This window comes from Streptomyces sp. NPDC088116 (assembly GCF_044741745.1).
Classification (GTDB): Bacteria; Actinomycetota; Actinomycetes; order Streptomycetales; family Streptomycetaceae; genus Streptomyces.
Window position 1 is genome coordinate 1 of the sequence record NZ_JBIUTF010000003.1, and the last position, 17,277, is coordinate 17,277.

General features: G+C 68.3%; 15 protein-coding genes and 1 riboswitch. Of the genes, 12 read left to right on the forward strand and 3 right to left on the reverse strand.

What is annotated here, in order from left to right; all coding sequences use genetic code 11:
* Nucleotides 1–203: 203 nt before the first annotated feature.
* From ACIOJD_RS12510 to ACIOJD_RS12555, 10 genes are all read left to right on the forward strand, one after another.
* Nucleotides 204–812: a CDP-alcohol phosphatidyltransferase family protein gene (locus ACIOJD_RS12510; RefSeq protein ID WP_401911777.1), complete on the forward strand. Its 609-nt coding sequence runs from the start codon at nucleotides 204–206 to the stop codon at nucleotides 810–812.
* Nucleotides 813–924: 112 nt separating this feature from the next.
* Nucleotides 925–3,420, forward strand: coding sequence for a sugar phosphate nucleotidyltransferase (locus tag ACIOJD_RS12515; RefSeq protein WP_401911780.1), 2,496 nt, complete (start codon nucleotides 925–927; stop codon nucleotides 3,418–3,420).
* Between the two features lie 100 nt (nucleotides 3,421–3,520).
* On the forward strand, nucleotides 3,521–4,450 hold the full coding sequence (locus ACIOJD_RS12520; RefSeq protein ID WP_401911782.1) for a DUF881 domain-containing protein: 930 nt from the start codon (nucleotides 3,521–3,523) through the stop codon (nucleotides 4,448–4,450).
* Nucleotides 4,447–4,779: a small basic family protein gene (locus ACIOJD_RS12525; RefSeq protein ID WP_023543062.1), complete on the forward strand. Its 333-nt coding sequence runs from the start codon at nucleotides 4,447–4,449 to the stop codon at nucleotides 4,777–4,779. Before ACIOJD_RS12520 ends, ACIOJD_RS12525 begins: the two co-directional genes overlap by 4 nt.
* Before the next feature lie 5 nt (nucleotides 4,780–4,784).
* Nucleotides 4,785–5,597: a DUF881 domain-containing protein gene (locus ACIOJD_RS12530; RefSeq protein WP_401911785.1), complete on the forward strand. Its 813-nt coding sequence runs from the start codon at nucleotides 4,785–4,787 to the stop codon at nucleotides 5,595–5,597.
* Nucleotides 5,598–5,667: 70 nt separating this feature from the next.
* A complete protein-coding gene (locus tag ACIOJD_RS12535; protein WP_401911788.1) occupies nucleotides 5,668–6,567 on the forward strand; it encodes an FHA domain-containing protein in 900 nt (299 codons plus the stop codon).
* 16 nt (nucleotides 6,568–6,583) lie between these two features.
* A complete protein-coding gene (locus ACIOJD_RS12540; RefSeq protein WP_401911791.1) occupies nucleotides 6,584–7,324 on the forward strand; it encodes a MerR family transcriptional regulator in 741 nt (246 codons plus the stop codon).
* A 53-nt stretch (nucleotides 7,325–7,377) separates the two neighbouring features.
* Nucleotides 7,378–7,851, forward strand: a complete 474-nt coding sequence (locus ACIOJD_RS12545) for a bifunctional nuclease family protein (RefSeq protein ID WP_006123076.1) — start codon at nucleotides 7,378–7,380, stop codon at nucleotides 7,849–7,851.
* Between the two features lie 179 nt (nucleotides 7,852–8,030).
* Nucleotides 8,031–8,600 carry a MerR family transcriptional regulator gene (locus ACIOJD_RS12550; RefSeq protein ID WP_401911794.1) on the forward strand — a complete coding sequence of 190 codons (570 nt, stop codon included), beginning with the start codon at nucleotides 8,031–8,033 and terminating at the stop codon, nucleotides 8,598–8,600.
* A 114-nt stretch (nucleotides 8,601–8,714) separates the two neighbouring features.
* Nucleotides 8,715–10,280 (forward strand): DNA polymerase IV, encoded by a 1,566-nt coding sequence (locus tag ACIOJD_RS12555; RefSeq protein ID WP_401911796.1) that lies wholly within the window; start codon nucleotides 8,715–8,717, stop codon nucleotides 10,278–10,280.
* Here ACIOJD_RS12555 and ACIOJD_RS12560 read toward each other — a convergent pair.
* Nucleotides 10,232–10,630: a PRC-barrel domain-containing protein gene (locus ACIOJD_RS12560; RefSeq protein ID WP_401887486.1), complete on the reverse strand. Its 399-nt coding sequence runs from the start codon at nucleotides 10,628–10,630 to the stop codon at nucleotides 10,232–10,234. The two genes, ACIOJD_RS12555 and ACIOJD_RS12560, sit on opposite strands and share 49 nt — an antisense overlap.
* Before the next feature lie 113 nt (nucleotides 10,631–10,743).
* Nucleotides 10,744–10,841, forward strand: a riboswitch (glycine riboswitch).
* Nucleotides 10,842–11,018: 177 nt separating this feature from the next.
* Here ACIOJD_RS12560 and gcvP point away from each other — a divergent pair.
* Nucleotides 11,019–13,904 (forward strand): aminomethyl-transferring glycine dehydrogenase, encoded by a 2,886-nt coding sequence (gene gcvP / locus ACIOJD_RS12565; RefSeq protein ID WP_401911799.1) that lies wholly within the window; start codon nucleotides 11,019–11,021, stop codon nucleotides 13,902–13,904.
* Nucleotides 13,905–14,018: 114 nt separating this feature from the next.
* Here the strand turns inward: gcvP and ACIOJD_RS12570 are convergent, their stop codons facing one another.
* Together ACIOJD_RS12570 and ACIOJD_RS12575 are read right to left on the reverse strand one after the other, a co-directional pair.
* Nucleotides 14,019–14,225 carry a DUF5999 family protein gene (locus ACIOJD_RS12570; RefSeq protein ID WP_401913842.1) on the reverse strand — a complete coding sequence of 69 codons (207 nt, stop codon included), beginning with the start codon at nucleotides 14,223–14,225 and terminating at the stop codon, nucleotides 14,019–14,021.
* Between the two features lie 330 nt (nucleotides 14,226–14,555).
* Complete coding sequence (locus ACIOJD_RS12575; protein WP_401911802.1) at nucleotides 14,556–15,164, reverse strand: hypothetical protein; 609 nt, start codon at nucleotides 15,162–15,164, stop codon at nucleotides 14,556–14,558.
* Nucleotides 15,165–15,675: 511 nt separating this feature from the next.
* Here ACIOJD_RS12575 and ACIOJD_RS12580 point away from each other — a divergent pair.
* Nucleotides 15,676–17,175, forward strand: a complete 1,500-nt coding sequence (locus ACIOJD_RS12580) for a glutamate--cysteine ligase (protein WP_401911805.1) — start codon at nucleotides 15,676–15,678, stop codon at nucleotides 17,173–17,175.
* Nucleotides 17,176–17,277: the final 102 nt, after the last annotated feature.

Sequence of the window (17,277 nt, forward strand, 5' to 3'; positions counted from 1 at the left end):
TACTGCAGGGGGGACCCTGTGGGAGAGTAGGACGCCGCCGAACAATTGTTGTGGGAATGCCCCGTACCAGTCATGGTACGGGGCATTCCTGCGTTTTAGAGCAATTTTCAGGAGATGTCCGGTTACCCCCTTGCGTCCAGGTGACGATGCTGAGGGTAAGGTCAGGAGGCATCGTCGGCATTTTCCACACAGGAGGCCCCCGGGTGGAGGTCCAGGAGACTCGCGTTCAGACGGACCGGGTGCTCACCATCCCGAACATTCTCAGCATGGCCCGCCTCATCGGCGTCCCGCTCTTCCTGTGGCTGATTCTTCGCCCCGAGTTCGGGGGGCCCAACAGCGACGGCTGGGCCCTGCTGGTGCTGATGCTGAGTGGTGTCAGCGACTACCTCGACGGCAAGCTCGCACGCAAGTGGAACCAGATCAGCAGCCTGGGGCGGCTACTGGACCCCGCCGCGGACCGGCTCTACATCCTTTCCACCCTCCTCGGGCTCACCTGGCGGGAGATCCTGCCGCTCTGGCTCACCGTGGCGCTGTTGGCCCGGGAACTGGTGCTTCTGGTGATGGTGGCAATCCTCCGCCGGCACGGCTATCCGCCTCCCCAGGTGAACTTCCTCGGGAAGGCGGCTACGTTCAACTTGATGTACGCCTTCCCGCTTCTGCTCCTCAGTGACGGAAGTGGATGGCTTGCGTCACTCGCCGAAGTTTTCGGATGGGCGTTCGCAGGATGGGGTACAAGTCTCTATTGGTGGGCAGGAATCCTGTATGTGGTCCAAGTCCGCCGGCTCGTCAAAGCGGACACCGTGGCCGATTGAGCTCGTCGCAGTGGTGCCATGCAGAGTCGCTGGTCCACACCTGACGCCAAGGGGCCACTGTCCGGACGGGTGAAGTCGGCGAGACCGTCTCTTCAAGGAGGACGCTTCCGACATGAAGGCCGTCGTGATGGCCGGTGGCGAAGGTACTCGACTTCGTCCCATGACCTCTAGCATGCCCAAGCCGCTCCTGCCGGTCGTAAACCGGCCGATCATGGAGCATGTGCTACGGCTGCTCAAGCGTCATGGGCTCAGCGAGACCGTCGTCACCGTGCAATTCCTCGCCTCCCTCGTCAAGAACTATTTCGGCGACGGAGAAGAGCTCGACATGGAGCTCACCTACGCCAACGAGGAGAAGCCGCTCGGCACCGCAGGGAGTGTGAAGAATGCCGAGGAAGCCCTCAAGGACGACACCTTCCTCGTCATTTCCGGTGACGCCCTCACCGATTTCGACCTGACCGATCTCATCGCTTTCCACAAGGAGAAGGGCGCACTGGTGACGGTGTGCCTGACCCGTGTGCCGAATCCGCTGGAATTCGGTATCACCATCGTGGACGAGGAAGGGAAGGTCGAACGCTTCCTGGAGAAGCCCACATGGGGTCAGGTCTTCTCGGACACCGTGAACACGGGCATCTATGTGATGGAGCCCGAGGTCTTCGACTACGTCGAAGCGGATGTCTCGGTGGACTGGTCCGGTGACGTCTTCCCTCAGCTGATGAAGGAGGGCAAGCCGATCTACGGCTATATCGCCGAGGGCTACTGGGAGGACGTGGGCACGCACGAGAGCTACGTCAAGGCCCAGGCAGATGTGCTCGAGGGCAAAGTCGACGTCGATATCGACGGCTTCGAGATGTCACCCGGTGTCTGGGTGGCCGAGGGCGCCGAAGTGCATCCCGACGCCGTTCTGCGGGGCCCCCTGTACATCGGTGACTACGCCAAGGTCGAAGCCGACGCCGAGATTCGCGAACACACCGTCGTCGGATCCAATGTGGTCGTCAAGACCGGCGCGTTCCTTCACAAGGCCGTCGTCCACGACAACGTCTACATCGGCCAGCACAGCAACCTCCGCGGCTGCGTGATCGGCAAGAACACCGACATCATGCGCGCGTGCCGGATCGAGGACGGCGCGGTCATCGGCGACGAGTGTCTCGTCGGCGAGGAATCGATCATCCAGGGCAATGTGCGGGTCTATCCGTTCAAGACCATCGAGGCCGGCGCTTTCGTCAACACCTCGGTGATCTGGGAATCCAGGGGCCAGGCACACCTCTTCGGAGCCCGTGGTGTCTCCGGCATCCTGAACGTCGAGATCACGCCGGAAGTGGCGGTGCGGCTGGCCGGCGCGTACGCCACGACCCTGAAGAAGGGGTCCACCGTCACCACGGCGCGAGACCACTCGCGTGGTGCCCGCGCGCTCAAGCGGGCAGTGATCTCCTCGCTCCAGTCCAGCGCCATCGACGTACGGGACCTGGAGAATGTGCCGCTGCCTGTAGCCCGGCAGCAGACCGCCCGCGGCAGTGCCGGCGGCATCATGATCCGTACCACCCCGGGTGTGCCCGACTCCGTCGACATCATGTTCTTCGACGAACGGGGCGCCGACCTGTCGCAAGGCGGTCAGCGAAAGCTGGACCGGGTGTACGCGCGGCAGGAGTACCGCCGTGCCTTCCCCGGAGAGATCGGGGATCTGCACTTCCCCGCCAGCGTCTTCGACTCGTACACCGGCTCGCTGCTCCGCAATGTCAACACGACGGGGATCGCGGACGCCGGGCTCAAGGTCGTGGTCGACGCGTCCAACGGCAGCGCCGGCCTGGTGCTGCCCAGTCTGCTGGGCCGGCTCGGCGTCGATTCGCTGACCATCAACCCGGGCCTGGACGAGTCCCGCCCGACCGAGACGGCCGAATCACGCCGCTCCGGACTGGTCAGGCTCGGCGAGATCGTCGCCTCAGCGCGTGCCGCGTTCGGTGTCCGGTTCGACCCCGTCGGCGAGCGGCTGTCGCTCGTCGACGAGCGGGGCCGGATCATTGAGGACGACCGGGCCCTGCTCGTGATGCTCGATCTGGTCGCCGCCGAGCGGCGCAGCGGGCGGGTGGCGCTGCCCGTGACCACGACGAGGATCGCCGAGCAGGTCGCGGCGTACCACGGGACACAGGTGGAGTGGACGACCACGTCGCCGGACGATCTGACCCGGGTGGGCCGGGAGGATTCCACGATCTTCGGCGGTGACGGGCGCGGAGCCTTTATCGTGCCGGAGTTCAGCAGCGTCCTCGACGGTACGGCCGCCTTTGTGCGGCTGATCGGCCTGGTGGCCCGTACACAGCTCACCTTGAGCCAGATCGACGCCCGGATCCCGAGCGCCCACGTGCTGCGGCGGGATCTGGCGACTCCGTGGGCCGTCAAGGGCCTGGTGATGCGCAGTGTCGTGGAAGCGGCCGGGGACCGGCAGGTGGACACGACGGACGGCGTACGGGTGGTGGAGGCCGACGGCCGGTGGGTCATGGTGCTTCCGGACCCCGCGGAGGCCGTCACCCATCTGTGGGCGGAAGGACCTGACGACGCGTCCGCCCAGGAGCTGCTCGACGAATGGTCGGCCGTCGTGGACAGCGCCGGTCACTGAGCACCCGCAACCGGTGTGCCGTAGGGCGGCTCATGCCGCCGTACGGCACACCGGTGGGGCCATTCGGAGGTAAGGTCGCCGACGTGCGACGATGTGCGGCATGTCGCAGCACCCCCCCAACCGGAGTACCGCCTCTCCGCCGCCGCGTCCCGACGCGTCGATGTCGCTGCTGAACAATGTGATGGACCACAGTCTCGACGAGGGTTACGCGGAGGCAGCGGCCCGCAGGGACGCCGAGGAAGGCGGACTTCCGCGTACGCTCCGGGCCAAGCTCGGACTCGCGGCGGGACTGGTACTGGCCGCCCTGGTGGTCACGGTCGGCGCGGCCCAGGCGCGGATCTCCGCCCCGGTGGTGGCGAAGGAACGCGAGGAACTCATCGACCGGATCGACTCGGAGACCTCCACGGCCGACTCGTTGGAACGGACGGTGGAGAAGCTCCGTACCGAGGTCGGCGAGCGTCAGCGCGCGGCACTGCGGGAGCACGGCGGCGACCAGGGCGAGTTGGTCGCTCTGCTCTCCGGAGCGACGCCCGTGCACGGTCCGGGCGTGAAGCTGGTCGTCGACGACGCCAAGAACTCAGAATCGGATGGCGGCGGACCGCGCGAGAGCAGTAGCTTCTCCGACACGGGCCGGGTGCGCGACCGGGACATGCAGCGCGTCGTCAACGGCCTCTGGGAGTCGGGCGCGGAAGCGATCTCGATCAACGGACAGCGACTGACCTCGCTGTCGGCGATCCGGGCCGCGGGTGACGCCATACTGGTCGACAACAGGCCACTGGTGCCGCCGTACACGGTGCTCGCGGTGGGGAACGGGAAAAAGCTGAGCACCAAATTCCAGGACAGCGCCGACGGCCAGTATCTGCACTCTCTACAGGAGAGCTTCGGCGTCCGTACCAGCATTTCCGAGCAGGAAGAGGTGCGTCTGCCGGCCGCGCCGAGCCTGATCGTACGTACAGCAGAGCCGAAGGCCACCGACGCCGGCAAGGGCAACGGGCAGAGCACGGCCGACAGTGGGAAGGGCACATCGTGATCGCCGTACTGGGCCTCGTCGTGGGAGTCGTGGTCGGACTGTTGGTCCGGCCCGAAGTACCGGCGGTGGTCGAGCCCTATCTGCCGATCGCCGTCGTCGCGGCTCTCGACGCGGTCTTCGGTGGCCTGCGGGCCATGCTCGACGGGATCTTCGTCGACAAGGTGTTCGTCGTCTCCTTCCTGTCGAACGTCGTGGTGGCCGCGCTCATCGTCTTCCTGGGCGACAAGCTGGGCGTGGGCGCGCAGTTGTCCACCGGCGTGGTGGTCGTGTTCGGTATCCGTATCTTCTCCAACGCTGCCGCGATCCGCCGGCACGTGTTCCGGGCGTGAGGCCGATGAGCAACGGAGAGACACCCAAGAACGAGGACGGCAACGCGGACGGCCCGGAGGGCACACCGCCCACCTCGCCGGAGCCGGAACCCCAACAGCTCACCGGACGCCAGCGGTTGGCGGACGGCCTGTGGCCGCCGCGTGTCACGCGGGCTCAACTCGTCGTCGCCCTGCTGCTGTTCGTGCTCGGTCTCGGACTCGCCATCCAGGTACGGTCCAACAACGACGACAGCGCCCTGCGAGGCGCCCGTCAGGAGGATCTTGTACGGATCCTCGATGAACTGGATGACCGTACTCAGCGTCTTGAAGACGAGAAGCAGCGCCTCGATGCCCAGCGCACCGAACTGGAGACCAGCTCGGACCAGGCCGAGGAGGCGCGTAAGCAGACGAAGGAGAAGGAGCAGCAGTTGGGGATCCTGGCCGGCACGGTCGCCGCGCAGGGGCCCGGTATCACGCTGACCGTCAATGACCCGAACGGCACGGTCGAACCGGACATGCTGCTCGACACGGTCCAGGAGCTGCGCGCCGCGGGCGCCGAGGCCATCCAGGTCAATGACGTACGGGTCGTCGCGAATACGTATTTCTCGGGTACGGGCGGTGACCTCCGGGTCGACGGCAGGGCGGTCAAGGCGCCGTACCACTTCAAGGTCATCGGTAAGCCGCAGGATCTGGAGCCCGCCCTGAACATTCCGGGCGGGGTGGTCCAGACGCTGGAGAAGGAGCAGGCCACGGCCACGGTGGCGCGGGCTGAGAAGATCATTGTGGATGCCTTGCGACCGGTGAAGCGCCCTGGCTACGCTCGGTCGTCATCGCAGTGAGGCGGGGGCGCATGGCAGCCGCCGGACGCGGGCATGAGGTTGCGGGGGGTCGCCGCACGAACAGTGCGGTGTGTGGTGGAAACTGTCCGGTGGTTACGGACGTTGTCAAGATGTCCGGGTCGGCAGGTGTGTTCATTCAGGGTTCGTCCTGCCCCACGGGCGGGTCTGTATCGGTCAAGGGGAATCGCCCGTGAAGTTGTTTGGGAAGTTGTTCGGCAAGAGTGCGCGTGAGGACAGTGGCGGCTCCGCCCGCCATCGCGCGTCGCGTCATGGCGGGAGCGAGGAACCGGGCGGCGAGCGTCCGCTCTTCCGTGACCAGGTGGGTGGTGAGGCCCCCGGCGCGTCGTCTGTTGACCCTGCCGGTCCCGGCCGCATAGGTTTCGGGGATTCATCTGCCCCTGGGGGGCAGCCGCGGCAGGAGGACCCGTCTATGTCGGCCTTGCCGGTCTGTACGAGGTGTGGGCACCGCAATGCGGAGGCCAGCCGGTTCTGCTCCAACTGTGGTGCGCCGCTGCGAGGCGGGGTGCCCCCGGAGCGTGCTTCGGAGACGACCTCGACGATCTCCATCTCGGGCATCGAGGCGTACGACTCCGAGGTGACCGGTCAGACGTCCGTTCCGTCGCTGACGCCGGAGGCGCAGGCCGCCGTCGACGCGCTGCCGCTCGGATCGGCGCTCCTGGTGGTGCGCCGCGGTCCGAATTCGGGCAGCCGCTTCCTGCTGGACGGCGAGCTGACCACGGCCGGCCGTCATCCGGAGAGTGACATCTTCCTGGACGACGTGACCGTGTCGCGTCGCCATGTGGAGTTCCGCAGGGGCGCGGACGGCCATTTCACGGTCTCGGACGTGGGCAGCCTGAACGGTACGTACGTCAATCGTGAGCGGATCGACTCGGTCCTGCTGGCGAACGGCGACGAGGTCCAGATCGGGAAGTACCGGCTGGTCTTCTACGCGAGCCAGCGGGGCGTGTGACCCTCAGGGAAGGTCCATGCTGCGAACACCGAAGGGCGGTGCCGATCACGGCACCGCCCCCACGGGCGACCCGCTGGTGAGTATCGGCGCGGTGCTCAACCGGCTGCGGGACGAGTTTCCCGAGGTATCCATCTCCAAGATTCGTTTCCTGGAGGCCGAGGGCCTGGTCGAGCCGCGCAGAACCCCCTCCGGTTACCGGAAATTCAGTCCCGAGGACGTCGAGCGCCTGGCACAGGTGCTGCGGATGCAGCGGGACCACTACCTGCCTCTGAAGGTCATCAAGGAGCACCTCGACGCGGTCGCCCGTGGCGAGCGTGCGCCGCTGCCGGGGCCGCAGCGGGAGCTGCTGCCGGAGGGCAGCTGGGAGGCGGAGCCCGGACTTCCCACGGCCGCGCGGATCGGCCGTGCGGAGCTGCTGGCGGCGGCCGAGGTCGACGCGGACGGTCTCGCCGAGTGGGAGTCGTACGGCCTCATCACACCGATGCCGGACGGCGGATACGACGCCGAGTCCGTCACGGTGGCGAAACTTCTCTCGGATCTGGGGAAATTCGGTCTGGAACCCCGGCATCTCAGAGCCATGAAAGCGGCCGCCGAACGTGAGGCCGGACTGGTCGAACAGCTGGTCGCGCCGCTGCGCCGACACCGTAATCCGCAGACCAGGGCCCATGCCGAGGAGACCTTGAAGGAGCTGGCGGCCCTCTCCGTGCGGCTGCACGCGGCACTGGTCAGATCGGCTCTCGGGGTCCATCAGCAGTGATCATGGTGGAGCCCGACTACCCAAACCGGCCGGGCACGTCCTAGGGTTGCTGTGTGAACGAGCTCGACGTTGTGGGTGTCCGGGTGGAAATGCCCTCCAACCAACCGATCGTGCTCCTGCGTGAAGTGGGAGGCGACCGGTACCTCCCTATTTGGATCGGACCGGGGGAAGCGACCGCCATTGCCTTTGCCCAGCAGGGCATGGCTCCGGCCCGGCCGCTGACCCATGATCTCTTCAAGGACGTGCTGGAAGCGGTGGGCCAGGAGCTCACCGAAGTCCGGATCACGGACCTGCGTGAAGGGGTCTTCTACGCGGAGCTGGTCTTCGCGAGCGGGGTCGAGGTGAGCGCCAGGCCGTCCGATGCCATAGCGCTCGCGCTGCGCACGGGCACGCCGATCTATGGCAGTGACGGGGTTCTGGACGATGCCGGCATCGCCATCCCGGACGAGCAGGAGGACGAGGTGGAGAAGTTCCGCGAGTTCCTCGACCAGATCTCTCCGGAGGACTTCGGAACCAACAGCCAGTGAGCGGCCGATGAGCGTTGCGCGGGGCTCCATCAGCGCATTCGATCAGCCTTTCCCCGCAATAGGGCACGGGAAACCACACTCAGGGTGATTATCACTCGGCGTGGCGAGTGTGGCGATCGTTGACGCACCCCTGGTGACTGCCTACCTTCGACAAGGCAGGTCAAGGACGGAGGGTCGGCGTGAGAAGCAGCGGCGACGGTACGGCGGCGAGCGGGCCGTATCCGCTTCACAGCAGTACGGCCGACCTCGGTGCGGATACGGTCGGATACCGGGGCCCGACCGCGTGCGCGGCGGCGGGCATCACCTACCGCCAGTTGGACTACTGGGCGCGTACGGGGCTGGTCGAGCCGAGTGTCCGTCCGGCATACGGATCGGGCACCCAGCGGCTCTACAGCTTCCGGGACGTGGTCGTCCTCAAGATCGTGAAGAGGTTCCTGGACACCGGGGTCGCTCTGCAGAACATCAGGGCGGCGGTCCAGCACCTGCGGGCCCGTGGTTTCCAGGACCTTGACCGGATGACGCTCATGAGCGACGGTGCGACGGTCCATGAGTGCTCCTCGCCCGACGAGGTCGTGAGCCTGCTCCAGGGCGGTCAGGGGGTCTTCGGGATCGCCGTCGGCGTGGTGTGGCGGGATGTCGAGGCAGCGCTGTCGCAGCTCCACGGGGAGCGGATCGACACCGGCGAGACGCTGGTCGGGAACAACCCCGCCGACGAACTCGCCAGGAGGCGCCGCGACCGGGCGGTCTGAGTGACCGGATCCGGGCGCCCAGGTTGGCGGGATCAAGCGGTTCGCGCGGGGACGCATGCGGCCCCGCGCCGATTCGTCGGCCGATTGTCAGTGGCGTGAGGCAACATCGGCAGTGTGAGACCCGCGCCGACCATTCTGCATCTGGACATGGATGCCTTCTTCGCCGCCGCCGAGCAGGCAGCGAAACCGAGTCTGCGCGGAAAGCCTGTGGTGGTCGGCGGGCTGGGCCCCCGCGGGGTGGTCTCGACGGCCTCGTACGAGGCGAGACGGTTCGGGGTGCATTCGGCGATGCCGATGGCTCAGGCCCGGCGTCTGGCGCCGAACGCCGCCTATCTCGTGCCGCGCTTCGCGCTCTACCGCACGATCAGCGAGCAGGTGATGGAGCTTCTGGGGAGGCTCTCGCCGTTGGTGGAGCCGCTGAGCCTGGACGAGGCCTTCGTGGACCTGGAGGCGGGAGGTTCGGCGGATGACACGGAGTCCGCGCTGGCGGCCGGTGAGCGGCTGCGCAAGGACATCAGGGCGACCACCGGGCTCTCGGGCTCGGTGGGGCTCGCGGGGTCCAAGATGCTGGCGAAGATCGGCTCGGATCAGGCCAAGCCCGACGGCCTGGTTCTGATAGAGCCGGGTACGGAACGGGAACTGCTCGGCCCCATGCCCGTACGGATCCTGCCCGGGGTGGGGCCGGCGACCGGGGAGCACTTGCGCCGGGCCGGGATGACCACGGTCGCTCATCTGGCCGAGGCGGGCGAGGACGAGCTCGTACGGCTCCTGGGGAAGGCGCACGGCGCCTCGCTGTACCGGATGGCCAGGGGGGACGACGACCGGCCCGTGGTGTCCGAGCGCGATGCCAAGTCCGTGTCGGTCGAGGACACCTTCGATGTCGACCTGCACGACCGGGCCCGGGTGCGGACCGAGGTGGAGCGGCTCGCGGACCGGTGTGTGGAGCGGCTGCGGGCGGCGGGACGTTCGGGGCGGACCGTGGTGCTCAAGGTGCGGCGGTACGACTTCTCCACGCTGACCCGCTCGGACACGCTGCGCGGGCCCACGGACGACCCGGGAGTGGTGCGGGAGGCCGCCGCGCGGCTGCTGGAGTCGGTGGACACCACCGGCGGGGTGCGGCTGCTGGGAGTGGGCGTGACAGGTCTCGCGGACTTCACGCAGGAGGATCTCTTCGCCCAGGCTGCGGCCGACGAACTCGCCACCACTCTTCGTGAGCCGGGCGCCGAGGCCGCGGCGGACATGGGGGCGCGGGACAAGGGCGCGGCGGATGCGGAGCAGGGGGTCGTGGGCGGGGCGGTGGCCACGGGCGGGCCCATCGTGGCGGAGGACGGGGTGGGCCCTGTGTCCCGGGCGCCGGAGACCGGGGGAGCGCCGCCCGCCGAGGTGTCCGTGGCGCCCGAGGAGCGACGATTCCCCGCCGGGCACGATGTACGCCACGCCGAGTTCGGGGCGGGCTGGGTGCAGGGCAGCGGGCTTCGGAGGGTCACCGTGCGGTTCGAGGAGCCGGGGTCCGCGCCGGGGCGGGTGCGGACGTTCTGGGTCGACGATCCCGATCTGGAACTCTCCGAGCCGCTGCCCCTGGTGCCGGCGGCGCCCGACGAAGCGGCGGACCGGGCGGACCGTAGGACGGGTCAGTCGTCCTGGCCGGCCAGGCGTCCGAAATCGCGCTGGGAGTCCTGATCGGACAGAGAGGCGGGCGGCTCCGGCGGCTCGGGATCAGGAAGAGCCAGACCGTAGTGGTGGTAGAGCTGGACTTCCTGCTCGGGAGAGAGGTGGCGGCCGACGCCGAAATCGGGGGCGTCCTTGATCAGCGCACGCTCGAACGGGATCCGTAGGCTGCCGTTCAGCAAGGAACTGGGCGCGAGGGGGACGAAGGCGTCGCGGCTGAAGAACCCGGTGCGGACGGCCGCCCACTCCGGTACTCCGGTGGCATCGTCGAGATACACCTCGTCCACCGTGCCGAGCTTGTGTCCGTCCTTGTCGAAGGCCTTGCGCCCTATCAGACTGCGCGGATCGATATCGGTCTCCACGGTCCCTCCAATTGGTCGCAACCGCTGCTAAACACTACAAAAGTGCAGAATGGGGGTGTCGGCCACTCGAAAGTTGTGGGCAAAGGTGCGCTGGTAGGCTGGCAAGCGGCTGCTGACCCCGTGCGGGAGAGTTCTCCGGTGAAATTGCCGGAGGCGCCGAAGGAGCAACTCCTCCCCGGAATCTCTCAGGCCCCCGTACCGCACGGACGAGGTCACTCTGGAAAGCAGGGCGGGCGCCGGACGGCTCCCGCTCTCACCGACGGTGAAAGCCGGACCGTTTCACGACGGACCGGTGAAGCTCTCAGGTCGAGATGACAGAGGGGGAGGCCATCCGGGCACCCGCGCCATGGTGCCCCTCGCAGGTCGTGACAGACCAGGAGGCCTCTCAATGACCGCCAACCGCATTCCGCTCTCCCAGCTGGAGCGAGGCACCCCCTTCGAGCAGCGCCACATCGGGCCCGACGCTGAGGCGCAGGCGAAGATGCTGGCGCAGGTCGGGTACGGGTCGCTCGACGAGCTGACCGCCGCCGCGGTGCCCGACGTGATCAAGAGCACGGAGGCGCTGGCGCTGCCCGATGCCCGTACCGAGGCAGAGGTCCTGGCCGAGCTGCGGTCCCTCGCGGACCGGAACAAGGTGCTGGCGCCCATGATCGGCCTCGGCTACTACGGCACCTTCACGCCGCCCGTGATCCTGCGCAACGTCATGGAGAACCCGGCCTGGTACACCGCGTACACGCCGTACCAGCCGGAGATCTCGCAGGGCCGTCTCGAGGCGCTGCTCAACTTCCAGACCGTGGTGGCCGAGCTGACCGGCCTGCCCACGTCGGGTGCCTCCCTGCTGGACGAGGGCACGGCGGCGGCGGAGGCCATGGCGCTCTCCCGCCGCGTCGGCAAGGTCAAGGACGGTGTCTTCCTGGTCGACGCCGACGCCCTGCCGCAGACCGTCGCCGTGATCCAGACACGTGCCGAGCCGACCGGCGTCGAGGTCGTGGTCGCCGACCTGAGCGAGGGAATCCCGGCCGAGGTCGCCGAGCGGGGCGTCTTTGGGGTGCTGATCCAGTACCCGGGCGCCTCCGGGGCCGTCCGGGACATCGGGCCGGTGGTCGAGCAGGCGCACGGTCTCGGCGCGATCGTCACCGTCGCCGCCGACCTGCTCGCGCTGACGCTCCTCACCTCCCCCGGTGAGCTGGGCGCGGACATCGCGGTGGGCACCACCCAGCGCTTCGGGGTGCCGATGGGCTTCGGCGGACCGCACGCCGGATTCATGGCCGTCCGGGAGAAGTTCGCGCGCAACCTGCCCGGCCGGCTCGTCGGGGTCTCCGTGGACGCCGACGGCAACAAGGCGTACCGGCTGGCGCTCCAGACCCGTGAGCAGCACATCCGCCGCGAGAAGGCCACCAGCAATATCTGTACCGCGCAGGTGCTCCTCGCCGTCATGGCCGGGATGTACGCGGTCCACCACGGCCCGGAAGGGCTGCGGGCCATCGCGCGGCGCACGCACCGGTACGCGGTGCTGCTCGCCGAGGGGCTGCGCGCGGGCGGCGCCGAGGTCGTGCACGGCGCGTACTTCGACACGCTGACCGTCCGGGTCCCCGGCCGGGCCGCCGAGGTGGTCTCCGCCGCCCGCGAGGGCGGGGTCAACCTCCACCTCGTGGACGCCGACCAGGTCTCCCTCGCCTGTGACGAGACCACCGGGCGGGCCCAACTGGCCGCCGTGTGGACCGCGTTCGGTGTCGACGGTGACATCGAGGAACTGGACGCGGCCACGGACGACGCCCTGCCGGACGCCCTGCTGCGGACCGACGACTATCTGACGCATCCGGTCTTCCACCAGTACCGTTCCGAGACCGCGATGCTGCGTTACCTGCGCCGGCTCGCCGACCGTGACTACGCGCTGGACCGGGGCATGATCCCGCTCGGTTCCTGCACCATGAAGCTGAACGCGACCACCGAGATGGAGCCGGTCACCTGGCCCGCGTTCGCGGCGCTGCACCCCTTCGCCCCGGCCGGGCAGGCGCAGGGCTATCTGACACTGATCCGTGAGCTGGAGGAGCGGCTGGCCGAGGTCACCGGTTATGACGCGGTGTCCCTCCAGCCCAACGCCGGTTCGCAGGGCGAGCTGGCCGGGCTGCTGGCCGTACGCGCCTACCACCGGGCCAACGGCGACACGGGGCGCACGGTCTGTCTCATCCCGTCCTCCGCGCACGGCACGAACGCCGCGAGCGCGGTGATGGCGGGGATGAAGGTCGTCGTCGTCAGGACGCGTGAGGACGGCGACGTCGACGTCGAGGACCTGCACGCCAAGATCGAGCAGTACGGCGACGAACTGGCCGTGCTGATGGTCACCTACCCGTCCACGCACGGTGTGTTCGAGGAGCACATCGGCGACGTCTGTGCCGCCGTGCACGACGCGGGCGGTCAGGTGTACGTCGACGGCGCGAACCTCAACGCGCTGGTGGGGCTGGCGAAGCCGGGCCGGTTCGGCTCGGACGTCTCCCATCTGAACCTGCACAAGACGTTCTGCATCCCGCACGGCGGCGGCGGCCCCGGTGTGGGGCCGGTGGGGGTACGGGCCCACCTCGCCCCGTACCTGCCCAACCACCCGCTCCAGCCCGCGGCGGGGCCCGAGACGGGCGTCGGGCCGATCTCGGCGGCTCCGTGGGGGTCGGCCGGCATTCTGCCCATCTCCTGGGCGTACGTACGGCTGATGGGCGGGGAGGGCCTCAAGCGCGCCACTCAGGTGGCCGTCCTCGCCGCCAACTACATCGCCAAGCGTCTCGAACCGCACTACCCCGTGCTCTACACCGGTCCGAACGGACTGGTCGCGCACGAGTGCATCGTGGATCTGCGGCCGCTGTCCAAGGCCACCGGCGTCAGTGTCGACGACATCGCGAAGCGGCTGATCGACTACGGCTTCCACGCGCCGACGATGTCGTTCCCGGTGGCGGGCACGCTGATGATCGAACCCACGGAGAGCGAGGATCTGACCGAGATCGATCGCTTCTGCGAGACGATGATCGCGATCCGTCGGGAGATCGAGAAGGTCGCGTCGGGCGAATGGCCCGCGGACGACAACCCGTTGCGCAACGCGCCGCACACGGCGGCCACGTTGGGCGGGGAGTGGGAGCACCCGTACAGCCGCGCGGAGGCGGTCTTCCCGACCGGGGTCGCTGCCGCGGACAAGTACTGGCCGCCGGTCCGCCGGATCGACGGCGCGTTCGGTGACCGTAACCTGGTCTGCTCCTGCCCGCCGCTGGACGCGTACGAGAACTGACGCGGGCCTGGTGCCGCCACGGCACCGCAACGGGCCGTTCGCACGGGGCCGTTCATGCGTCGGGGCCGGTGCGGAGGAGACTCTCCGGGCCGGCCCCCGTCATACCGGCGGCGGTTACGCCGCCGTCACCACCTGGTCGCCGCGCTGCGGCCGATGAGGGTCGATGATCTTCCCGTCGGGCAGCAGTTCTCCGGTGTCCTCGAAGAGCAGGACGCCATTGCACAGCAGGCTCCAGCCTTGCTCCGGATGGTGCGCCATCAGTCGTGCGGCGTCGTGGTCGGCGGAGTCGGCTGGCGGGCAGGCTGGTTGGTGCTGGCACATGGGCGGGTTCTTTCGCTGTGTCGTGGTGAGTGTCCTGCGGCTCGATGTGTTCATGGCCGCCCCCCGTATCTGTCTGGTCCAGTCCTAGTGTTGCCCTACGGACGGCAATCCGCAGGGATTTCGCGGCAGCACTTCCTTCTGCTTAAGGACGAGTCACCCGGCCGGACGGTTCAGCTCAACTCCGCCAACTTTTCGGGTGGTTCGGGGTGGCCGAACCGGGCTAGTCCGGATGGGTACGACCGTGCCCCGAGACCGCTGGGGCCCCGGGGCACGGGTGGTGCGGAACGTTCGGCTTCAGGCGCTTCAGGCGCTTCAGGCGCTTCAGGCGCTTCAGGCGGGAGTGCGCAGGAGCGGCGCGGGGGAGAGCCGTAGTCCGATCATCGGCAGCAACTCGGCCACCCGGTGCGGGCGGTGGGCCGCGATGCCCGGTGGGGCCGGTGCGAGAGGTACGAGGATGTCGGCCGGCGCGGGCGCCCCCGAAGAGGCGTCGGCTTCCGTGTCCCCGTGCAGCCAGAGCGTGAGCATGTACAGCTCGGGTACCGACAACAGCCGGGGCTGGTAAGCGGTTCCCAGGCTCTCGGCCTGACGCAGCGCGCGCTCCGTGGCGGTGATGTAGGGGCCTTCGAAGAAGCGCGAGAAGGCCCAGCCGTCCGCCGTGAGCATCGTGTCGGCGGCGGCCACGGCACGGTCGCCGCTGCGGATGACGAAGCGCCAGCCGGTCAGCCTGGTCCGTGGCGTACTGCCCGAGGCCGACGGCGCCCGGTCCACGGGGGTGACATGGTCGAGCACATGGACGGGCAGGGGCAGTTCGGGGCTCAGCGGTCCCTGGACGGACTGCAGAGCGGGGGTGCGGGCATCGCGCACGGCGGTGGGGGAACTGAGTGCCGCGAGAACGCTGCGCAGGGCAGGCGCGGGAGCCGGGGGAATATGCAGCGGCATGGTGGGTTGCCTCTCACTTCAGGAGACAGGGTGATGCGCGAAATGGAGCGTGAGCGGGTGCGGACGTCGCTGTCAGCGTGCGGGGTCAGAGGTGGGCTTGCGGGCCAAAAGGCCGGACGCCGACTCTCTGCCTCGTAGGCGGAGTTTATACGACATGTGTTCACACCATGTTTCTGCTAGCTCTCACAGATATTGCGAACAAGTCGCTATCCGGACCATCTCCCGCGGGTTTTCTGTTGATAAACAGTGAGCCCAGGCCGCTGGCCTGGGCTTACCCTTCTCCTGGGTACGGCCGAAACTCGTCGGTAACTCGGTGGAGTCTTTTACTGGCGGTCGGGCAATGGAAACAGAGTGCCCCGTCATGCCAAAGGAATGTGCCGAACGACCGAAGTCAACACTGTAGTGGTATCAGAGCGCCGACGGGGACGTTACGGATCACGCGGTGTGGGCATTATCGATCGTGACGCGAGCGCCCGTGCCGCGGGCCGCCCACTCGAGGAGGGACACTTCGATGGGGGAGAAGGTCGAGGCGGGCGGTTCCGACCTGTCCGATCGGCAGAAATACCGCAGGAAGTTGCAACAGTGCCTGGCGGTGCTGGAGCGGCTCCTGGCGGACGAGAGGTTCGACCGGCCCAAGAACCTGATGGGGCTGGAGATCGAACTCAATCTGGCCGGCTCCGACGGGATGCCGCGCATGATGAATGCGGAGGTGCTGAAGCGCATCGCGAGCGGTGATTTCCAGACCGAACTCGGAATGTTCAACATGGAAGTAAATGTCGCTCCGCACAGGATCGGCGGCCGGGTTCTCGATCAGCTCGCCGAGGAACTGCGTACCGGCCTCGGATATGCGCACCGCAAAGCCAGCGAGGTGGACGCGGGGGTCGTGATGATCGGAATTCTTCCGACCCTCACCCAGCACGATGTGGTCTCCGCGAATCTCTCCGATGTCCACCGCTACACACTGCTCAACGAGCAGATGGCCGCGGCGCGGGGCGAGGATTTCACGCTCGACATCGAGGGCGTGGAGCGGCTGTCGACCACGTCGGCGTCCATCGCGCCCGAGGCCGCCTGCACCTCTGTGCAACTGCATCTCCAGGTCACCCCCGACCGGTTCGCCGATGTGTGGAACGCCGCCCAGGCCGTGGCATCCGTGCAGGTGGCACTCGGTGCCAACGCGCCGTTCCTGTTCGGCCGGGAGCTGTGGCGGGAGTCGAGGCCGCCGCTCTTCGAACAGGCCACCGACACCCGGCCGCCGGAGCTGAAGGCACAGGGCGTGCGCCCACGGACCTGGTTCGGCGAGCGCTGGATCGACTCCGCGTACGACCTGTTCGAGGAGAACCTGCGCTACTTCCCGCCCCTGCTGCCGATCTCCGGCCATGAGGACCCGCTGCGTGTGCTCGACGCCGGCGGGGTGCCGGACCTCCAGGAACTGGCGCTGCACAACGGCACCGTCTACCGCTGGAACCGGCCGGTGTACGAGGTCGCCGACGGCGTACCGCATCTGCGGGTGGAGAACCGCGTCCTGCCCGCGGGCCCCACGGTCACGGATGTGATCGCCAACGCCGCCTTCTACTACGGCCTGGTGCGCGCGCTCGCCGAGGACGCCCGGCCGGTGTGGAGCAGGCTGCCCTTCGCCGACGCGGCCGCGAACTTCGACGCCGCCTGCCGCTACGGCATCGAGGCCGAACTGCGGTGGCCGCGTCCCGGGCGGGCCGCCGGGATCACCACGGTGCCGGTGGTGAAGCTCGTACGTGACGAACTGCTGCCCCTCGCGGCGGCCGGACTCGACGCGTGGCAGGTCGAGCCCATGGACCGCGACTTCTATCTCGGTGTGATCGAGGAGCGGTGCAAGCGGCGGGTGAACGGAGCGTCGTGGCAGGTGGACACCTTCCACCGGGCGCTGGAGGCGGGGCTGGACCGGGACGCCGCGCTCGCGGCCACCACGCGCCGTTACTGCGAGCTGATGCATCAGGGGGAGCCGGTGCACACCTGGCCGCTGGGATTCCCGTAGCGCTCCCGAGGGAGGCTGTGCCGCCGGGCCGGGTGGCTCATCGCGATGCGCGGGTCGTCGCGATGAGCCATCCCGTGCGGCCCGCCGAGCGGCGGACCGGCG

Bases quoted from the DNA above. Each gene is read 5' to 3' on its own strand.
- ACIOJD_RS12575 (WP_401911802.1), bottom strand. From the start codon at position 15,164: ATGCCGCTGCATATTCCCCCGGCTCCCGCGCCTGCCCTGCGCAGCGTT.
- ACIOJD_RS12515 (WP_401911780.1), top strand. From the start codon at position 925: ATGAAGGCCGTCGTGATGGCCGGTGGCGAAGGTACTCGACTTCGTCCC.
- ACIOJD_RS12520 (WP_401911782.1), top strand. From the start codon at position 3,521: ATGTCGCAGCACCCCCCCAACCGGAGTACCGCCTCTCCGCCGCCGCGT.
- ACIOJD_RS12530 (WP_401911785.1), top strand. From the start codon at position 4,785: ATGAGCAACGGAGAGACACCCAAGAACGAGGACGGCAACGCGGACGGC.
- gcvP (WP_401911799.1), top strand. From the start codon at position 11,019: ATGACCGCCAACCGCATTCCGCTCTCCCAGCTGGAGCGAGGCACCCCC.
- ACIOJD_RS12580 (WP_401911805.1), top strand. From the start codon at position 15,676: ATGGGGGAGAAGGTCGAGGCGGGCGGTTCCGACCTGTCCGATCGGCAG.
- ACIOJD_RS12540 (WP_401911791.1), top strand. From the start codon at position 6,584: ATGCTGCGAACACCGAAGGGCGGTGCCGATCACGGCACCGCCCCCACG.
- ACIOJD_RS12570 (WP_401913842.1), bottom strand. From the start codon at position 14,225: ATGTGCCAGCACCAACCAGCCTGCCCGCCAGCCGACTCCGCCGACCAC.